Origin of the sequence: Ralstonia pickettii (assembly GCF_016466415.2) — a bacterium.
Classification (GTDB): Bacteria; Pseudomonadota; Gammaproteobacteria; order Burkholderiales; family Burkholderiaceae; genus Ralstonia; species Ralstonia pickettii.
Map to the genome: position 1 here is coordinate 361,280 of NZ_CP066771.1, position 17,281 is coordinate 378,560.

14 protein-coding genes are annotated in these 17,281 nt (G+C 63.9%); 13 read left to right on the forward strand and 1 reads right to left on the reverse strand.

From position 1 onward, the window contains the following. Window positions 1-24 precede the first annotated feature (24 nt). From RP6297_RS01720 to RP6297_RS01770, 11 genes are all read left to right on the forward strand, one after another. Window positions 25-885: a hypothetical protein gene (locus tag RP6297_RS01720; RefSeq protein WP_037027595.1), complete on the forward strand. Its 861-nt coding sequence runs from the start codon at window positions 25-27 to the stop codon at window positions 883-885. A 102-nt stretch (window positions 886-987) separates the two neighbouring features. Next, window positions 988-1,473 (forward strand): dihydroneopterin triphosphate diphosphatase, encoded by a 486-nt coding sequence (gene nudB / locus RP6297_RS01725; protein WP_037027593.1) that lies wholly within the window; start codon window positions 988-990, stop codon window positions 1,471-1,473. Window position 1,474: 1 nt separating this feature from the next. Beyond that, complete coding sequence (locus RP6297_RS01730) at window positions 1,475-2,221, forward strand: endonuclease/exonuclease/phosphatase family protein (RefSeq protein WP_037027591.1); 747 nt, start codon at window positions 1,475-1,477, stop codon at window positions 2,219-2,221. Then, entirely contained in the window at window positions 2,218-3,486 is a 1,269-nt protein-coding gene (gene clsB / locus RP6297_RS01735) for a cardiolipin synthase ClsB (protein ID WP_037027589.1), read from the forward strand. The genes RP6297_RS01730 and clsB overlap by 4 nt, the downstream gene beginning before the upstream one ends. Window positions 3,487-3,525: 39 nt before the next feature. After that, window positions 3,526-5,190 (forward strand): acyl CoA:acetate/3-ketoacid CoA transferase, encoded by a 1,665-nt coding sequence (locus tag RP6297_RS01740; protein ID WP_037027586.1) that lies wholly within the window; start codon window positions 3,526-3,528, stop codon window positions 5,188-5,190. Between the two features lie 404 nt (window positions 5,191-5,594). After that, entirely contained in the window at window positions 5,595-6,185 is a 591-nt protein-coding gene (locus tag RP6297_RS01745) for a TetR/AcrR family transcriptional regulator (protein WP_021196492.1), read from the forward strand. Between the two features lie 51 nt (window positions 6,186-6,236). Continuing rightward, window positions 6,237-8,024, forward strand: a complete 1,788-nt coding sequence (locus RP6297_RS01750) for an acyl-CoA dehydrogenase C-terminal domain-containing protein (protein ID WP_037027584.1) — start codon at window positions 6,237-6,239, stop codon at window positions 8,022-8,024. Between the two features lie 75 nt (window positions 8,025-8,099). Next, window positions 8,100-10,580 carry a 3-hydroxyacyl-CoA dehydrogenase/enoyl-CoA hydratase family protein gene (locus RP6297_RS01755; protein ID WP_051917712.1) on the forward strand — a complete coding sequence of 827 codons (2,481 nt, stop codon included), beginning with the start codon at window positions 8,100-8,102 and terminating at the stop codon, window positions 10,578-10,580. 33 nt (window positions 10,581-10,613) lie between these two features. Then, entirely contained in the window at window positions 10,614-11,813 is a 1,200-nt protein-coding gene (locus RP6297_RS01760; protein ID WP_037027582.1) for an acetyl-CoA C-acyltransferase, read from the forward strand. A 218-nt stretch (window positions 11,814-12,031) separates the two neighbouring features. Beyond that, complete coding sequence (locus RP6297_RS01765; RefSeq protein ID WP_037027580.1) at window positions 12,032-12,997, forward strand: DegV family protein; 966 nt, start codon at window positions 12,032-12,034, stop codon at window positions 12,995-12,997. A 26-nt stretch (window positions 12,998-13,023) separates the two neighbouring features. Further along, window positions 13,024-13,788, forward strand: a complete 765-nt coding sequence (locus RP6297_RS01770; RefSeq protein WP_037027579.1) for an enoyl-CoA hydratase — start codon at window positions 13,024-13,026, stop codon at window positions 13,786-13,788. Between the two features lie 63 nt (window positions 13,789-13,851). On the opposite strand, the gene RP6297_RS01775 is transcribed toward RP6297_RS01770, so the two are convergent. Then, complete coding sequence (locus RP6297_RS01775) at window positions 13,852-14,289, reverse strand: acyl-CoA thioesterase (RefSeq protein ID WP_012761169.1); 438 nt, start codon at window positions 14,287-14,289, stop codon at window positions 13,852-13,854. Window positions 14,290-14,379: 90 nt separating this feature from the next. Here RP6297_RS01775 and RP6297_RS01780 point away from each other — a divergent pair, with 90 nt between their 5' ends. Continuing rightward, entirely contained in the window at window positions 14,380-16,218 is a 1,839-nt protein-coding gene (locus RP6297_RS01780; RefSeq protein WP_037027577.1) for an ABCB family ABC transporter ATP-binding protein/permease, read from the forward strand. Between the two features lie 15 nt (window positions 16,219-16,233). Further along, the gene (locus RP6297_RS01785; protein WP_012761171.1) at window positions 16,234-17,178 is read left to right on the forward strand and encodes a LysR family transcriptional regulator; all 945 of its coding nucleotides are present in this window, start codon (window positions 16,234-16,236) and stop codon (window positions 17,176-17,178) included. Window positions 17,179-17,281 lie beyond the last annotated feature (103 nt).

Sequence of the window (17,281 nt, forward strand, 5' to 3'; positions counted from 1 at the left end):
TGACAACGAAGGAGGAGTGCTTAGATGGACTACATCGACTTTGCGCGCACATGGGTGGTCGCACACGCCGAGTTCCTGTTGACGTGGTTGATTGCCGCGCTGGTGGTGATACTGCTGGCGTGGATCGAGATTCGCCGTGCCACGCGGCGTGCCGCCATCGCCATGACCGAGGCCGTGGCCACCACGGTTGCGGCCTGCGTGCCAGAAATTGCCGCAGCGGCGCAGAGTGCACATCCTGGCGTGCCTGCATCGGCAACGTCACCCGGCTTGGCTGAGGCGATGCGCGCACTGGGCGCCCTTGCTGCCGAACGGATGCACTGGCTTCACGCCGTCGCGAACCTGCGTCTGCCCGAAGCGGCACTGCCGCCAGCCGCACCGGGCATGCCGGTGCATCAGCTCGTCTACGACACGCCGCGCCCGCTGGCCGAAGCCCACTTGGCGGCAGAACGCCGGTTCGCCGATCACGCGCGCGTTCTGCAGGCGGAACGCCGCGCGCTCCAAGCGCTGGAAACTGCCGAGCGCGAGGGCACCAGCGAATTGCATCGCATCGAGCGAGAAACCTCAGCCATCGTTGAACGTTTCGACCAGGCCAACGCGCAATCGGAGCAGACCGATGTGCAGCGCTTCCTCATCCAGAAATTCAACACGCTTGGCAATCGCGAACGCGAGTTGACCACGCAGCTCGCCGCGCTTCGCCAACAACTCGGCGAGCGTACGGAGGCGTTGTGGGCGCAATCGCAGCGCGCGGCCGATGACTATGCTGCGATGCTTGATCCGCTGCTGGCGGTAGCCCGTTGCAAGCTTGGTCACGAAACGGCGACGGACGAGACGGCACTGTGGCTCGCCCGCGCCCGCGCCGGACAAGGGCCGCTGCGCGCGGTTTGATTGCTGTCACGGCAGCACAGCGAGCGTCACGGTGGCACGCTTCTGGCTGCGGTAAGCTATGGCCTTGCAGCGCGATCGCGCCGTCCATCGAAGCACGCCCCCATGCCGCACAAGATTCCCGTTTCCGTTCTGGTCGTCATTCACACGCCCGACTTGCATGTGTTGGTGATGGAGCGGGCAGATCATCCGGGCTTCTGGCAATCCGTGACAGGCAGCTGCGATGCCCTCGACGAACCGCTGGCCGACACCGCCCGCCGGGAGGTGCTGGAAGAAACCAGCATCGACGCAGCCCAGCATCATCTGATCGACTGGGGCCACCAGATCGAATACGAAATCTACCCGCGCTGGCGGCATCGCTACGCGCCGGGCGTCACGCGCAACACCGAGCATTGGTTCGGCCTGCTGGTGAGCGGCAAGGTGCCGGTGCGGATGTCGCCGCGCGAGCATGTGCAGGCCGAATGGCTGCCCTATCAAGATGCCGCCGCGCGGTGCTTCTCGCGCAGCAACGCCGAAGCCATTCTGCAGTTGCCCGAACGCCTCGCTGCCTATCACGCGCGTCAGGCGGCACTGACAAAGGACCAAGCCTGACATGCTGCGTTTGCGCGTTGCCACTTACAACATCCACAAGGGCGTGACGGGCATTGCGCGGCGTGTGCGCGTGCATGACGTGCGGCAGGGTCTGCACACCATGGACGCCGACATCGTTTTCCTGCAGGAGGTGCAGGACCGCAACGACCGTCTCGTCGCCGCAGAACTGTTCGACCCGAATTACACGCAGCTGCGCTACCTTGCGACGGACGTCTATCCGCACACCGTCTATGGCCGCAATGCCGTCTACGAGCACGGGCACCACGGCAACGCCATTCTGTCGCGGTTTCCGATCCTGCTGTCGGAAAACTTGGATATCTCCGACCACCGTTTCGAGCAGCGCGGACTGCTGCACGCCGTGACCGATCTCGGCTTCGGCGAGGTGCATCTGCTGTGCGCGCACTTCGGCTTGTTCGCGCGCAGCCGGCAGAGGCAGGCGGAGGCGCTCGTCGATCGCGTGCGTTCGGTCGTGCCACCCGATGCGCCGCTCGTGGTGGCGGGCGATTTCAACGATTGGAACAACCGGCTCGATCGCACGATTTGCCAGGCGCTGGGGGCGACCGAAGTGGCCGACAAGGCCGCCGATGCGCGCCCGGTCCGCACTTTCCCCAGCCAGATGCCGTGGCTGCGGCTGGACCGCATCTACGTGCGCGGTTTCGACATCGAGCGTGCGCATGCGCTGACCGGCCGCGAATGGGCGCAGCGCTCCGATCACGTTCCCCTGCTAGCTGAACTGGCGCATCCATGAGGGTCGTGCGCGATGCGGGTCCGCTGCGCTCGGAGTGGCGGCGGGGTAAGCCCCTGCCCGGCAACGAGGTCGACCTGCTGTGCGGTGGCGCCGAGTTCTTCCCCGCACTGATCGAAGCCATCGATGCCGCTCAACGCCGCGTCGCGCTCGAAACCTACATCTACACCGACGACGCCACCGCCCACAGCGTGACCGAAGCGCTCGCCCGCGCGGCGCGCCGCGGCGTGGATGTCCACCTGACCATCGACGGCTTCGGCACCGGCCTGCTGCCCCCGAGCATCGCGGCGATGCTCGAAACGGCGGGTGTGAACTTGCGCATCTATCGTCCGGTGCGCGGTTTCCGCCTGCAGCGCCGCCACTTGCGACGGCTGCATCGCAAGATCGCCGTCGTCGATGATGACGTTGCGTTTGTAGGCGGCATCAACATCATCGACGACCTGAACCACGCGCCGTTTAACGACACCGCGCTGGGGCCGCGTTACGACTTTGCCGTGCGGGTGCGCGGCCCGCTGGTCGCGCAGATTGCGCTGACCGTTGACCGGCTCTGGTGGCAGATGGGCGTGCGCGCCGGCATGCGGGAGGTGGGCGTCACGGGCGTCGCCGCCGAGTTTCCGGTGATCACCGATACGCCGCGGCCTCGGCATCGCGGAGCATCCGGGCGAGAAAGTGAGCGCGCACCGGGTACCGTGCTGGCTTCGCTGGTGCTGCGTGACAATGTCCGTAACCGACGCGCGATCGAACGCGAATATCTGCGCGCGCTGGGTGCGGCGCGGCACGAGGTAATCATCGCCAACGCGTACTTTTTGCCGGGTGTGCGTTTCATGCGGGCGCTGGCTGCATGTCGACGGCGCGGTGTGCGCGTGCGCCTGTTGCTGCAGGGGCAGGTCGAATACCGGCTGCAGCACTACGCGACGCGGTCGCTGTATCACATGCTGCTGCGCGACAACGTCGAGATCCACGAATACACCGCGAGCTTCCTGCACGCAAAGGTGGCCGTGGTGGATGACCGCTGGGCGACGGTGGGCTCCAGCAACATCGACCCATTCAGCCTGCTGCTTGCACGCGAAGCGAACGTAGTGGTGTGGGATGCGACCGTCGCCAACGAACTGCGCGCGGCACTCGAAGATGCCATCGCCCGTCACGCACGCCGCATCTTGGCGGATGAGCATGCCGCGCGCCGCTGGTGGTGGCGCTTCGCAGATTGGTGCGCCTATCGGCTGGTGCGCATTGGCGTGGTCATCAGCGGGCGCGCGGCGCACTATTAGCAGTCACATACCTACAAAACACAACAAGACGGAGGAGACATGCAAGTCATCACAACGGATGCGGCCGCGCGCATGGTGGAGCCGGGGTGGACGGTGGCCTGCGCGGGGTTTGTCGGCGCGGGCCATGCAGAGGCGGTCACGCACGCGCTCGAGCGCCGGTTCCTGACCACCGGCGAACCGCGGGACCTTACGCTCGTCTACTCCGCCGGGCAGGGCGATCGCGCCACGCGCGGCGTCAACCACTTCGGCAATCCCGGAATGACACGCTGCGTGGTGGGCGGGCATTGGCGCTCCGCCACACGATTGGCGGACCTGGCGCTCGCCGAGCAATGCGATGCTTTCAACCTGCCTCAAGGCGTGCTCACGCATCTCTACCGCGCCATCGCGGGCGGCAAGCCCGGTGTGCTGACGAAGATGGGCCTGCACACCTTTGTCGACCCGCGCACGGAGCTTGACGCGCGCTATCACGGTGGAGCTATCAACAACCGCGCCAAGGCAGCGCAAGCTGCGGGTAAGGCGTCGTGGGTCGAGTACGAGCGCTTTCGGGGCGAAGACTATCTCTTCTACCCGAGCTTCCCGTTGCACTGCGTCTTCCTGCGGGGTACGGCTGCCGACCCACGCGGCAACATCAGCACCCACGAAGAAGCCTTTCACCACGAACTGCTGGCCATGGCGCAAGCTGCGCGCAACTCCGGCGGGATCGTCATCGCGCAGGTGCGTCGGCTCGTCGATCGGCATGACAACCTGCAGGCGATCCACGTGCCGGGCATCCTCGTCGACTACGTGGTCGTTGCTGACGATGAAACCGAACACCAGATGACCTTCGGCGAAGCGTTCAATCCGGCCTATATCCGCCCTTGGCAAGGCGAGGCAATCCAGCTCAAGGAAGACGCCATCGAAGCGAGCGAGGCGCTGGAGGCGAGCCAGCACGGCGCGCTGGATGCCCGTACGCTCGTGCAACGCCGCGCTGTGCTGGAACTGATCGCGCAGCAACCGCGGGTCGTCAACCTCGGCGTGGGCATGCCCGCGGCCGTCGGCGCCCTGGCTGAACAGGAGGGGGCGCGCGGTTTCACACTGACTGTGGAGGCCGGCCCCATCGGCGGTACGCCGGCAGATGGCCTCAGTTTCGGCGCGTCGGCCTATCCCGAAGCGGTCGTGGATCAGCCCGCGCAATTCGACTTCTACGAAGGGGGCGGCATCGATCTCGCCATCCTCGGTCTGGCGGAATTGGACGGCGCCGGCAACGTCAACGTCAGCCTGTTCGGCGAGGGCGGCGACACCATCGTTGCGGGCGTGGGGGGATTCATCAACATCACGCAGAGCGCGCGCTCCGTCGTGTTCATGGGCACACTCACCGCCGGCGGCCTCCAGGTCGAAGCCGAAGACGGCAAGCTGCGCATCGTGCGCGAAGGGCGGCTCAAGAAGATCGTGCCAGCGGTATCGCACCTCACCTTCAACGGGGAATATGCGGCCCGGTCGGGCATTCCTGTGCGCTACGTGACCGAGCGCGCCGTCTTCGAGATGCGTGACGATGGCCACGGCGCCCGGCGTCTCACTCTCACAGAAATCGCGCCCGGCATCGACCTACAGCGGGACGTATTGGATCAATGCGCCGCGGACGTTGCCGTGGCAGCGGACCTGCGTGAAATGGATGCGCGCATCTTCCGCCGTGGCGCCATGCATACCGGCATCACGCCGGTTTGATTTTCCGGCTGTTTATTTACTGATGGGTAGCACTAGAAAATCCGTCAGAAATGCTGCGCCAAGCCCCTCTTGTGGGTGCGGCGCACACCGCGCAAATCCTTTGCCTGAAAGGGTTTGCAGGATTCGCGCTGCGCTGCGAAAGGTGACGATTCAATGTCGCCATTTAGATGCCGCTTTCTAATAAAACACTTGCCGCTCAAAGGCCCCCTGTAAATAATTGAACGACCGTTCGATTTTGGGCTAGAGTGTTTGCGCAGGCTGGTTTACAGTCCTGCCCGGCACGCAAAAGGCGCCCTGCAGCAAGCCAATTTTCTCGCGTGTCACGCCCCAGAAAAGAACGGAGAGAAATCATCATGCGTCACCCGACCGCTCGTCTCGAATCGAATCACGCAGCAGCTACGCCGATGCGCAAGGGCGAGCTGACACGTGCAGCGATTCTCGATGCCGCGCTGGAACTGGCCTCGCGCGACGGACTGGAAGGACTGACGATCGGTGTGCTCGCGGAGCGCATGCAGATGAGCAAGAGCGGGGTGTTTGCACACTTCGGCTCGCGTGAGGATCTGCAGGTGGAAGTGGTTCGCGAGTATCACAAACGGTTCGAGCAGGAAGTCTTCTACCCGAGCTTGACGGAACCGCGCGGTCTGCCGCGCCTGTGGAGCATGGTGCGACGCTGGATGGAGCGCCGCATTCAGGAAGTGACCACGGGCTGCATCTACATCAGCGGCGCGGTGGAGTACGACGATCGTGCCGAAAGCCCGGTGCGTGACGAACTCGTCAAGAGCGTGACGATCTGGCGTGCGGCATTGGCCCGTGCGATCGCTCAGGCAAAGGAAGAGGGCCACCTGCGTGCAGAAGCGGACCCGCAATTGATGCTCTTCGAGATGTACAGCCTGGAGTTAGGGCTGCATCACGATGCGCGTTTCCTGCGGTTGCCGAACAGCGCCGAACTGGCCATGGTGGCGCTCAACAAACTCATTCAGTCTTACCGAACCTGACGCGGCATCGCACACCTAGCGGTCGCGCAGTACACACCAAGGAGTTGCAAGATGGGTCAATACACCGCACCGCTGCGTGACATGCAGTTTGTTCTCCATGAGCTTCTCGGCGTCGAGAACCACCTGAAGGAGATGCCGCAGCACGCGGAGATCGATGCCGACACCATCAACCAGGTGATCGAAGAAGCCGGCAAGTTCTGCTCTGAAGTCATCTTCCCGCTCAATCAATCTGGCGATCGCGAGGGCTGCACGTACCACGGCGACGGCGTGGTGACTGCACCCAAGGGTTTCAAGAAAGCCTATCAACAGTACGTCGAGGCCGGCTGGCCCTCGCTGGGCTGCGATCCCGAGTACGGCGGCCAGGGTCTGCCCATCCTGATCAACAACGCGCTGTACGAGATGCTGAACTCGGCCAACCAGGCCTGGACGATGTATCCGGGCCTGTCGCATGGCGCCTACGAAGCCTTGCACGCACACGGCACCGACGAGCTCAAGCAGCGGTATCTGCCGAAGCTGGTGTCGGGCGTGTGGACTGGCACGATGTGTCTGACCGAGCCGCATTGCGGCACCGACCTGGGCATTCTGCGCACCAAGGCTGAACCGCTGGCCGATGGCTCGTATGCCATCACCGGCACGAAGATCTTCATCTCGGCGGGCGAGCACGACCTGGCCGAGAACATCATTCACCTGGTGCTGGCACGTCTGCCGGACGCGCCGGGCGGCACGAAGGGCATCTCGCTGTTCGTGGTGCCGAAGTTCATCCCCGATGCCAACGGCAACCCGGGCGAGCGCAACGGCGTGAAATGCGGTTCCATCGAACACAAGATGGGCATCCACGGCAACGCCACCTGCGTGATCAACCTGGATGGCGCAAAAGGTTGGATGGTCGGCGAGCCGAACAAGGGCCTGAACGCCATGTTCGTGATGATGAACGCAGCGCGTCTGGGCGTCGGCATGCAGAGCCTGGGCTTGACCGAAGTCGCTTATCAAAACTCCGCTGCCTACGCCAAGGAACGCCTGCAGATGCGTAGCCTGTCGGGCCCGAAGGCACCGGACAAGCCGGCCGACCCGATCATCGTGCACCCGGATGTGCGCCGCATGCTGCTGACGCAGCGTGCCTTCGCCGAAGGCGGCCGGGCATTCAGCTACTGGATCGCCCTGCAGATCGACCGCGAGCTGTCGCACAAAGACGAGTCCGTGCGCAAGGAGGCGGCTGACCTGGTCGCACTGCTGACGCCGATCGCCAAGGCTTTCCTGAGCGACAACGCATTCATCGCCACCAACGAAGGCATGCAGGTGTTCGGTGGCCACGGCTACATCGCCGAGTGGGGTATGGAGCAGTACGTGCGCGACGCCCGCATCAACATGATCTACGAAGGGACGAATACCGTGCAGTCGCTGGACCTGCTGGGCCGCAAGATTCTGGGCGACATGGGCGCCAAGATGAAGAAGTTCGGCAAGCTGGTCCAGGATTTCGTGGAAGCCGAAGGCACCAACGAAGCCATGCAGGAATTCATCAACCCGCTGGCCGACATTGGCGACAAGGTCCAGAAGCTGACCATGGAAATCGGCATGAAGGCCATGGCCAACCCGGATGAAGTCGGCGCCGCCGCTGTGCCGTATCTGCGTGTGGTCGGCCACCTGGTGTTTTCGTACTTCTGGGCCCGCATGGCCAAGATCGCCCTGGAAAAGCAAGACAGCGGCGACAGCTTCTACAAGGTCAAGCTGGCAACGGCGCGCTTCTACTTCGCCAAGCTGCTGCCGGAGACGGCCTCGCAGATCCGCATGGCACGTGCCGGCGGCGCGACGCTGATGGCTCTCGAAGCCGACCTGTTCTAACAGGCGCACTCACCCGGGGCGACGCACAAAGATCGTCGCCCCGCTCGTCTCTTCCTCACCTCCCGCGAGGACACCATGACCCGCACTGAACTTCCCACCAGCGCGCAGCCGCAGGCCGGCCAGCGTTCCAACTTCCTCGTCCGGCGCGTTGCCGTGCTGGGCGCCGGCGTGATGGGCGCGCAGATTGCCGCGCACCTGGTCAACGCCAAGGTTCCCGTGACGCTGTTCGACCTGCCGGCCAAGGAAGGCCCGAAGAGCGGCATCGCGCTCAAGGCCATCGAAAACCTGAAGAAGCTGTCGCCGGCACCGCTCGGCATCAAAGACGACGCGAACCTCATCCAGGCTGCCAACTACGAAGACGACATCGAGCGCCTGCGCGACTGCGACCTCGTCATCGAAGCGATTGCCGAGCGCATGGACTGGAAGCACGACCTGTACAAGAAGGTCGCGCCGCACATTGCGCCGCAGGCCATCTTCGCGTCGAATACGTCGGGTCTGTCGATTACCGAACTGTCGGACGGCTTTGACGCCGAGTTGAAGTCGCGCTTCTGCGGCGTGCACTTCTTCAATCCGCCGCGCTACATGCACCTGGTCGAGCTGATCCCGACCGCACACACGCGCGGCGACATCCTCGACAAGCTGGAAACGTTCCTGACCTCCGCGCTCGGCAAGGGCGTGGTGCGTGCGAAGGACACGCCCAACTTCATCGCCAACCGCGTCGGCATCTTCTCGATCCTGGCGGTGTTTGCAGAATCGGCCAAGTACGGTATTCCGTTTGACGTGGTGGATGACCTGACGGGTTCGAAGCTGGGCCGCGCGAAGTCGGCGACGTTCCGTACGGCCGACGTGGTGGGCCTGGACACGATGGCGCACGTCATCAAGACCATGCAGGACAACCTGAAGGACGATCCGTTCGCTCCGGTCTACGCCACGCCGCCCGTGCTGGCCAAGCTGGTGGAAGCAGGCGCCCTGGGCCAGAAGACCGGCGCCGGTTTCTACAAGAAGGAAGGCAAGGAAATCAAGGTCCTGGATCCGCAAAGCGGCCAGTACGGCCCGAGCGGCAAGAAGGCGGATGACATCGTCGTGCGCATCCTGAAGAAGGAGCCGGCTGAGCGCCTGAAGCTGCTGCGTGAATCGACCAACCCGCAGGCGCAATTCCTGTGGGCGGTGTTCCGCGACGTATTCCATTACATTGCGGTGTACCTGGAGCAGATTGCGGATTCGGCGGCGGAAGTCGATCTGGCGATCCGCTGGGGCTTCGGCTGGAACAGCGGCCCGTTCGAAGACTGGCAGGAAGCCGGCTGGAAGCAGGTGGCCGAGTGGGTGAAGGAAGACATCGAAGCCGGCAAGGCGCTGTCGAACGCGGCGCTGCCGCAGTGGGTGTTCTCGGGCCCGGTGGCGGACAACGGCGGTGTGCATTCGACGCAGGGTTCGTGGTCGGCGCATCAGGGCACGTTCCTCTCGCGTAGCACGCTGCCGGTGTACGGCCGCCAGGTGTTCCGTGCACCGATCAAGGGTGCGACGACGGTCAACCCGCTCACCTATGGCAAGACCATCGAAGAGACCGATGCCGTGCGCATCTGGGTGGACGACGCGGCCGGTCAGGACGACGTGCTGATCGTCTCGTTCAAGAGCAAGATGAATACGATCGGGCCGAGCGTCATCGACGGTCTGACGCGCGCGGTTGATCTGGCGGAAGCTGGCTACAAGGGTCTGGTGGTGTGGCAGCCGACGTCGCTCAAGCTGGGCGCGCCGGGTGGTCCGTTCTCGGCCGGTGCAAACCTGGAAGAAGCCATGCCGGCCTTCATGATGGGCGGCGCCAAGGGCATCGAGCCGTTCGTCAAGAAGTTCCAGGACGGCATGATGCGCGTGAAGTACGCCGGCGTGCCGGTTGTGTCGGCCGCATCGGGCATCGCACTGGGCGGCGGCTGCGAGCTGCTGCTGCACTCGGCCAAGCGTGTGGCTGCCCTGGAAACGTACATCGGCCTGGTGGAAGTGGGCGTGGGCCTCGTGCCGGCAGGTGGTGGCCTGAAGGAGGCGGCTCTGGCGGCAGCCAAGGCTGCGCAGGCAGCCGGCAGCACGAACATCCTGCAGTTCCTGACCAACCGCTTCCAGGCGGCGGCCATGGCCAAGGTGTCGTCTTCCGCGCTGGACGCCCAGAAGATCGGCTACCTGCAACCGACCGACACCATCGTCTTCAACGTGCATGAGCTGCTGCACGTTGCACGCAACGAAGTGCGTGCGCTGTCCGATTCGGGCTACCGCGCTCCGCTGAGTCCGGTGGGCATTCCGGTGGCGGGCCGTTCGGGCATCGCCACGATCAAGGCGTCGCTGGTGAACATGCGTGACGGCGGTTTCATCTCGCAGCACGACTTCACGATCGCCTCGCGCATTGCCGAAGCCGTGTGCGGCGGTGATGTCGAAGCCGGCGCGCTGGTGGACGAAGAATGGCTGCTGGCGCTGGAGCGCAAGGCCTTCGTGGATTTGCTCGGCAGCGCCAAGACCCAGGAACGCATCATGGGCATGCTGCAGACCGGCAAGCCGGTGCGCAACTAATTGCCGCGACGACAGAGAGACAGGAGTTTCATCATGACCAAGCAACTGCAAGACGCCTACATCGTCGCCGCGACGCGTTCCCCGATCGGCAAGGCGCCGAAGGGCACGCTCAAGAACCTGCGCCCGGACGATCTGCTGGCGACCATCCTCAAGAGCGCTGTCGCACAGGTGCCGAACCTGGACCCGGCGTTGATCGAAGACGCCATTGTTGGCTGCGCGATCCCGGAAGCGCAGCAGGGCCTGAACGTGGCGCGTATCGGTGCGCTGCTGGCCGGCTTGCCGAACACGGTGGGCGGTGTCACCGTCAACCGTTTCTGCGCCTCGGGCCTGACCGCCGTGGCGATGGCTGCCGACCGCATCCGCGTGGGTGAATCCGACGTGATGATCGCCGCCGGTGTTGAATCGATGAGCATGGTGCCGATGATGGGCAACTCGCCGTCGATGTCGCCAGACATCTTCACGCGCGACGAGAACGTCGGCATCGCCTACGGCATGGGCCTGACCGCCGAGAAGGTCGCCCAGCAATGGAAGATCTCGCGCGAGGCGCAGGACGCCTTCTCGCTGGCTTCGCACCAGAAGGCGCTGGCCGCGCAGCAAGCCGGCGAGTTCAAGGACGAGATCACCCCGATCGAGATCATCGAGAAGTTCCCGAACCTGGGCACGGGTGCGATCGACATCAAGACCCGCACGATGTCGCTGGATGAAGGCCCGCGTGCCGATACGTCGGTCGAAGGCCTGGGCAAGCTGCGCGCCGTGTTCGCCAACAAGGGCAGCGTGACGGCCGGCAACAGCTCCCAGACGTCGGACGGTTCGGGCGCGTTGATCCTGGTGTCGGAGAAGATCCTCAAGCAGTTCAACCTGGTGCCGCTGGCGCGCTTCGTATCGTTTGCGGTGCGCGGCGTGCCGCCGGAGATCATGGGGATCGGCCCGAAGGAAGCGATTCCTGCCGCGCTGAAGGCGGGCGGCCTGACGCAGGATCAGATCGACTGGATCGAACTGAACGAAGCGTTTGCCGCGCAGTCGCTCGCCGTGATCCAGGACCTGGGCCTGGACCCCAGCAAGATCAACCCGCTGGGCGGCGCGATCGCGCTGGGCCACCCGCTGGGCGCCACCGGTGCCATTCGTGCGGCCACGGTGGTGCACGGCCTGCGCCGTCGCAACCAGAAGTACGGCATGGTGACGATGTGCGTCGGCACCGGCATGGGCGCTGCGGGCATTTTCGAACGCATGTGACCCCACGTCAGGGGGAAGGATTAAGTTCTTCCCCCTGCTTGTAAATCGCCCGTCTCAACACGCATGATTGCGCAGGCGCGCGCAGTACTACATCAACAAGCGCGCCGAAGAACGCGGCCGGCACCTAGCCGGCATCGCGACAGAAGCGGAACCATGATTCCGCAACAGAGGAGACACACCACCGGGCCACCGGCGGTGCACCAAGAGGAGGGCGTGCGATGGGCAACACTATCGGCGACACAATCGTATTGACCGACGCGGCATGCGATATGCCTCGCTCGATGATCGATCAACTGGAGTTGGGCATAGTGCCGTTCCGCATTCGTGCGGGCGAATTGTTTGTGGAAGACCGCCGCGACGAGGTGGCGCTTCCGCAGCTCTATCGCAAATACCTCGTCGACAAGCAGGATCACTACGCCGAATCGATTCCGCTGCTCGAGCGCGAAATCGAAGACTTCCTGCTCAAGCACGTGGTCACGCAGCACGATCGGGCCTTGCTGCTGACCATTGCCAGTTCGCGCAGTCATTTCTACAGCCATGCAACTGGTGCGGTGGTAGGCACCACGGCCAAAAGCTTCAAGCCACGCAAGGATGCAGGCCGGTCAGGGCTGTTCGAGTTGACGGTGGTCGATACCGGCGCCATTGGCCCGGGCCAGGCGCTGATGGTGCATGAAGCAGCACGCATGTTGCGGGAAGGCGCAGAGGTGCGTGACGTCGTGCACGTGATCGAAAACCGCCTGCGCGACGCCTCGCACGTCTATCTCGTGCCTGACGAGTTGCTGTACATGTACACGCGCGCCAAGCAGAAGGGCGAGAAGAGCATCACCTGGGGGCGCTACATGATGGGCACGGCCTTCAACGTGCGGCCGCTCATTCATATGCACCGTGGCGAGACGGAAGCCATCGCCAAGGTGCGCGGCTCCGAGGAAGGCATTCGGCGCCTGCTTGCGCATACCGAAACCATGATCGCCGAGGAGCGGCTGGCCACGCCCGTGGTGGCGATCACGTATTCCGGTTCGCTCGACACCGTACGCCGCATGGAACCGGTGCAAGCGTTGATGCGAACCGCGCAGGAGCACGGCGTGGAAGTGCTGCTTGCGCCGATGAGCCTGACCGTGGCGTTGAACGTTGGGGCCAACGCGTTCTCCGTCGGTTATCTATCTGATTCGCCTGTGCCGATTTAGGAGCGCAGGTTTTACCTGGAGTTTTCATGTCGATTCGTACCGAGACTGCAGAGGGCGTGCTGACGCTGACCTTTGACCGCCTGGACCGCAAGAACGCCATCACGGCCGCGATGTATCAAACGCTGGCCGATGCACTGGTGGCCGCCGAAACCGATCCCGTCATCCGCGTGATCGTGCTGGCCGGTCATGAGAGCGTGTTCACGGCGGGCAACGATCTCGAAGACTTCATGAAGAATCCGCCCAAGGACGAGAGCGCCCCTGTGCACCAGTTCCTGCGGGCGATCAGCACAGCGAGCAAGCCATTGATCGCCTCCGTGAGCGGCGCGGCTGTCGGCGTGGGTACGACCATGCTGCTGCATTGCGACCTCGTCTATGCGTCCGAGACGGCCAAGCTGTCGATGCCGTTCGCGCAGCTGGGGCTCTGCCCTGAAGCCGCATCGAGCTTGCTGCTGCCGCAGCTGGCCGGCTACCACCGCGCGGCTGACAAGCTGCTCTTCGGCGAGCCGTTCGATGCGAACGAAGCGCGCGAGCTGGGCCTGGTCAACCGCGTGTTGCCGGCCGGTGAGCTGGATGCGTTCGTGCGCACGCAAGCGCGCAAGCTGACGTTGTTGCCGCCCGCATCCCTGCGCGCCACCAAGCGCCTGATGAAGGAGGGCGCTACGCCGCAGATCGCCGAGCGCATGTCGGTGGAAGGCAAGCAGTTCGGCGAGATGCTGCGTGCCCCGGAGGCGCGCGAGGCGTTCACGGCGTTCTTCGAAAAGCGCCGCCCGGACTTCTCCAAGTTCAACTGAGCGAATCGTTTCCTGCAAAAGAAAACCCGGCGCGACGCCGGGTTTTTTGTTGGGCGTGACCGTTCAGAGCGGCGGCAGCACGCGCGGCTTGCGGGTCTCGTCGGTCGCCACGTAGGTGAGGGTGGCTTCCGTCACCTTGACGGTGGCGTGCCGGCCGTTGGCGTGCATGCGTTGCGCATAGACTTCCACGTCCACGGTGATTGACGTGCGGCCTGTCTTCACCACGTTGGCGTAGAAGCTCACCAGATCGCCCACGTACACCGGCTGCTTGAAGACGAACGAGTTGACCGCGATCGTCGCCACCCGGCCGTTGGCGCGCACCACGGCGGGAATCGACCCTGCGATATCCACCTGCGACATGATCCAGCCGCCAAACACATCGCCGTGAACGTTGGCGTCGGAGGGCATGGGCATCACGCGCACGGCGGGTTGCTTGTCGGCGGGCAACGTGACGGTTTCAGGTGGGGCTTGGGTATCGGACATGATGATGCAGGGCAGCATTGAAGCAGAGGGAGGGCCCACCAGCGAGGCCAGGGCGCGCGCAGGTGATCGGTGGGAGAATACACAATCCGCTATTTTATTGCACCGCACATGCGCCGCTTTCCCGCCTCTTCCGAACCGCCTCCGCCGGGGGCTGCCCGCGGCGACTGGCGCACCATCAAGAGCCTGCTGCCGTATCTGCTGGCCTACAAATGGCGCGTGGCGCTGGCGCTCTCGTTTCTGATCGCGGCCAAGGTGGCAAACCTTGGCGTGCCGATGGTCATGAAACGGCTGATCGATTCCATGAACGTGTCGCCGTCCGATCCGCGTGCGCTGCTGGTGGTGCCGGTGGGCATCATCATCGGCTACGGGCTGCTGCGGCTGTCGACGTCGCTGTTCTCGGAGTTACGCGAAATCCTGTTTGCGAAGGTGACCGAGAGTTCTGTGCGCACGCTCGCGCTGCAGGTGTTCCGGCATCTGCATGCACTGTCCCTGCGCTTTCACCTTGAGCGCCAGACCGGCGGCATGAGTCGCGACATTGAGCGCGGCACGCGCGGCATCCAGTCGCTCATCTCGTATTCGCTGTACAGCATCCTGCCGACACTGGTGGAAGTCGGCCTTGTCATCACGTATTTCTTCGTGAAGTACGACGTGTGGTTCGCGCTCATCACGTTCTGCGCGTTGGTTAGCTACATCGTATTTACGGTGACGGTGACGAACTGGCGCACGCATTTCCGCCGCAAGATGAATGAGCTGGATTCGCGCGCCAACCAGAAGGCAATCGATTCGCTGCTCAATTTCGAGACGGTCAAGTACTTCGGCAACGAAGACTACGAAGCACGTCGCTACGACGAGAACCTGAAGCACTACCGCGCCGCCGCCATCCGGTCACAGAACTCGTTGTCGGTGCTGAACTTCGGCCAGCAGTTCATCGTCGCCACGGCGCTCATCCTGATTCTGTATCGCGCCACGCAGGGTGTGGCGGCGGGGCACATGACGCTGGGCGACCTTGTGCTCGTCAACACGCTGATGCTGCAGATCTACATTCCGCTCAACTTCCTGGGCGTGATCTACCGTGAGCTGAAGCAGGCCGTGACCGACATGGACCGCATGTTCAATCTGCTGCAGACCAACCGCGAAGTGGCCGACAAGCCAGACGCCCCGCCGCTGACGGTGCACGCGGGCGAAGTGCGCTTCGCGCATGTCGACTTCAGCTACGAGGCCAATCGCCAGATCCTGTTCGATGTGGATTTCACGATTCCGGCAGGCACGACCACGGCGGTGGTGGGGCAGAGTGGTTCCGGCAAGTCGACGCTGGCGCGCCTGCTGTTCCGTTTCTATGACGTGAAGTCCGGTGCCATCCAGATCGACGGTCAGGACTTGCGTGATGTTACGCAATCCAGCGTGCGCGCCGCCATCGGCATCGTTCCGCAAGACACGGTGCTCTTCAACGACACCATCTACTACAACATCGCCTACGGCCGCCCTGATGCCAGTCGCGAAGAGGTGATCGAAGCCGCCCGCGCGGCGCAGATCCATCACTTTGTCGAATCGCTGCCCGACGGCTACGAGACGCAAGTCGGCGAGCGCGGCCTGAAGCTCTCGGGCGGCGAGAAGCAGCGTGTGGCGATTGCGCGCACCCTGCTCAAGCGTCCACCGATTCTCGTCTTCGATGAAGCGACGTCTGCGCTGGACTCGCGCACAGAGCACGCCATCCAGGAAGAACTGATGCGCCTGGCGCAGAACCACACCACGTTGGTCATCGCGCACCGCTTGTCGACCATCGTCCGTGCGCACCAGATCCTGGTGATGGAGCACGGTCGCATCATCGAGCGCGGCACGCATGAATCGTTGTTGCGTGCGGAAGGCCGTTACGCGCAGATGTGGCGCATGCAGGCGCGCGAGCCGGAGCGCGTTGCCGAAGAAGCAGAAGACGCCCGAGCAGGTTGAGGGAGAGGCAATCCGATGGAACTCAAATGGCTGGAAGACTTCATCAGCCTGGCCGAGACGCGCAGCTTTTCGCGCTCGGCCGAATTGCGGCACGTGACGCAGCCGGCGTTTTCGCGGCGCATCCAATCCCTTGAGGCGTGGCTCGGCAATGAGCTGATCGACCGATCAAGCTACCCCACGCGCCTGACTCCCGCGGGCGAGGTCTTCTACGAACAGGCGTTGGCGATGCTCGCCCAGGTGAGCGAGACGCGCGCACTGATGCGCGGCCAGCGTCCGGCCAGCGCGTCGACGATCGACTTTGCCGTGCCGCATACGCTGTCGCTCACGTTCTTCCCCGGGTGGCTTGCACAAGTGGAAGAAAAGATCGGCAAGCTGCAATGCCGGCTGCGCGCGCTCAACGTGCACGATGCCGTGATGACGCTGGTGGAGGGCGGTTGCGATCTCGTGATGGTCTATCACCATGCACGGCAGATGATCCAGCTCGACCCCACGCGCTACGACATGCTGGTGCTTGGCACCGAGCGCCTGTCTCCGTTTTCCAGGCCGGATGCAAGCGGGCGGCCGATTTATCGGCTCGTTCCGACCGCACGCAAGCCCATCGCCTACCTGAGCTACACGCCCAACGCTTTTCTCGGGCGCATGGTGGATGTGCTGCTGGAAAACTCGCCGGTGGCGCCGCTGCTCGACAAGTGCTACGAAACCGACATGGCTGAGGCGCTCAAGGTGATGGCGCTAGCCGGCCATGGCGTGGCCTTCCTGCCCGAGAGTGCGGTGCGCGACGACGTGGCAGCCGGGCGCCTCGTGCGCGCCGAAGGCAAGGGCGGCGGTACGTTGTCGATCGAGATGGAAATCCGGCTTTACCGCGAGCACCCGCAAAGCGGCGCACACGACCGTCGGCACCCCCAGTCCAAGCGCAAACGCGAGCTGATCGACACGTTATGGAGCGCACTGGCGGACTAAACGGACACCCGGATTGGAGTAGAGGGTTATGCGCCAGATGCATAACCCGATGTAAAAACGGCATTGGATTTCGTTCTGGCCGGTCCCTAAGCTGGCGGGCATT

What these genes read in the sequence shown, in the direction of transcription:
- RP6297_RS01720 (WP_037027595.1), top strand. Translation starts at nt 25, where the DNA reads ATGGACTACATCGACTTTGCGCGCACATGGGTGGTCGCACACGCCGAG.
- nudB (WP_037027593.1), top strand. Translation starts at nt 988, where the DNA reads ATGCCGCACAAGATTCCCGTTTCCGTTCTGGTCGTCATTCACACGCCC.
- RP6297_RS01730 (WP_037027591.1), top strand. Translation starts at nt 1,475, where the DNA reads ATGCTGCGTTTGCGCGTTGCCACTTACAACATCCACAAGGGCGTGACG.
- clsB (WP_037027589.1), top strand. Translation starts at nt 2,218, where the DNA reads ATGAGGGTCGTGCGCGATGCGGGTCCGCTGCGCTCGGAGTGGCGGCGG.
- RP6297_RS01740 (WP_037027586.1), top strand. Translation starts at nt 3,526, where the DNA reads ATGCAAGTCATCACAACGGATGCGGCCGCGCGCATGGTGGAGCCGGGG.
- RP6297_RS01745 (WP_021196492.1), top strand. Translation starts at nt 5,595, where the DNA reads ATGCGCAAGGGCGAGCTGACACGTGCAGCGATTCTCGATGCCGCGCTG.
- RP6297_RS01750 (WP_037027584.1), top strand. Translation starts at nt 6,237, where the DNA reads ATGGGTCAATACACCGCACCGCTGCGTGACATGCAGTTTGTTCTCCAT.
- RP6297_RS01755 (WP_051917712.1), top strand. Translation starts at nt 8,100, where the DNA reads ATGACCCGCACTGAACTTCCCACCAGCGCGCAGCCGCAGGCCGGCCAG.
- RP6297_RS01760 (WP_037027582.1), top strand. Translation starts at nt 10,614, where the DNA reads ATGACCAAGCAACTGCAAGACGCCTACATCGTCGCCGCGACGCGTTCC.
- RP6297_RS01765 (WP_037027580.1), top strand. Translation starts at nt 12,032, where the DNA reads ATGGGCAACACTATCGGCGACACAATCGTATTGACCGACGCGGCATGC.
- RP6297_RS01770 (WP_037027579.1), top strand. Translation starts at nt 13,024, where the DNA reads ATGTCGATTCGTACCGAGACTGCAGAGGGCGTGCTGACGCTGACCTTT.
- RP6297_RS01775 (WP_012761169.1), bottom strand. Translation starts at nt 14,289, where the DNA reads ATGCTGCCCTGCATCATCATGTCCGATACCCAAGCCCCACCTGAAACC.
- RP6297_RS01780 (WP_037027577.1), top strand. Translation starts at nt 14,380, where the DNA reads ATGCGCCGCTTTCCCGCCTCTTCCGAACCGCCTCCGCCGGGGGCTGCC.
- RP6297_RS01785 (WP_012761171.1), top strand. Translation starts at nt 16,234, where the DNA reads ATGGAACTCAAATGGCTGGAAGACTTCATCAGCCTGGCCGAGACGCGC.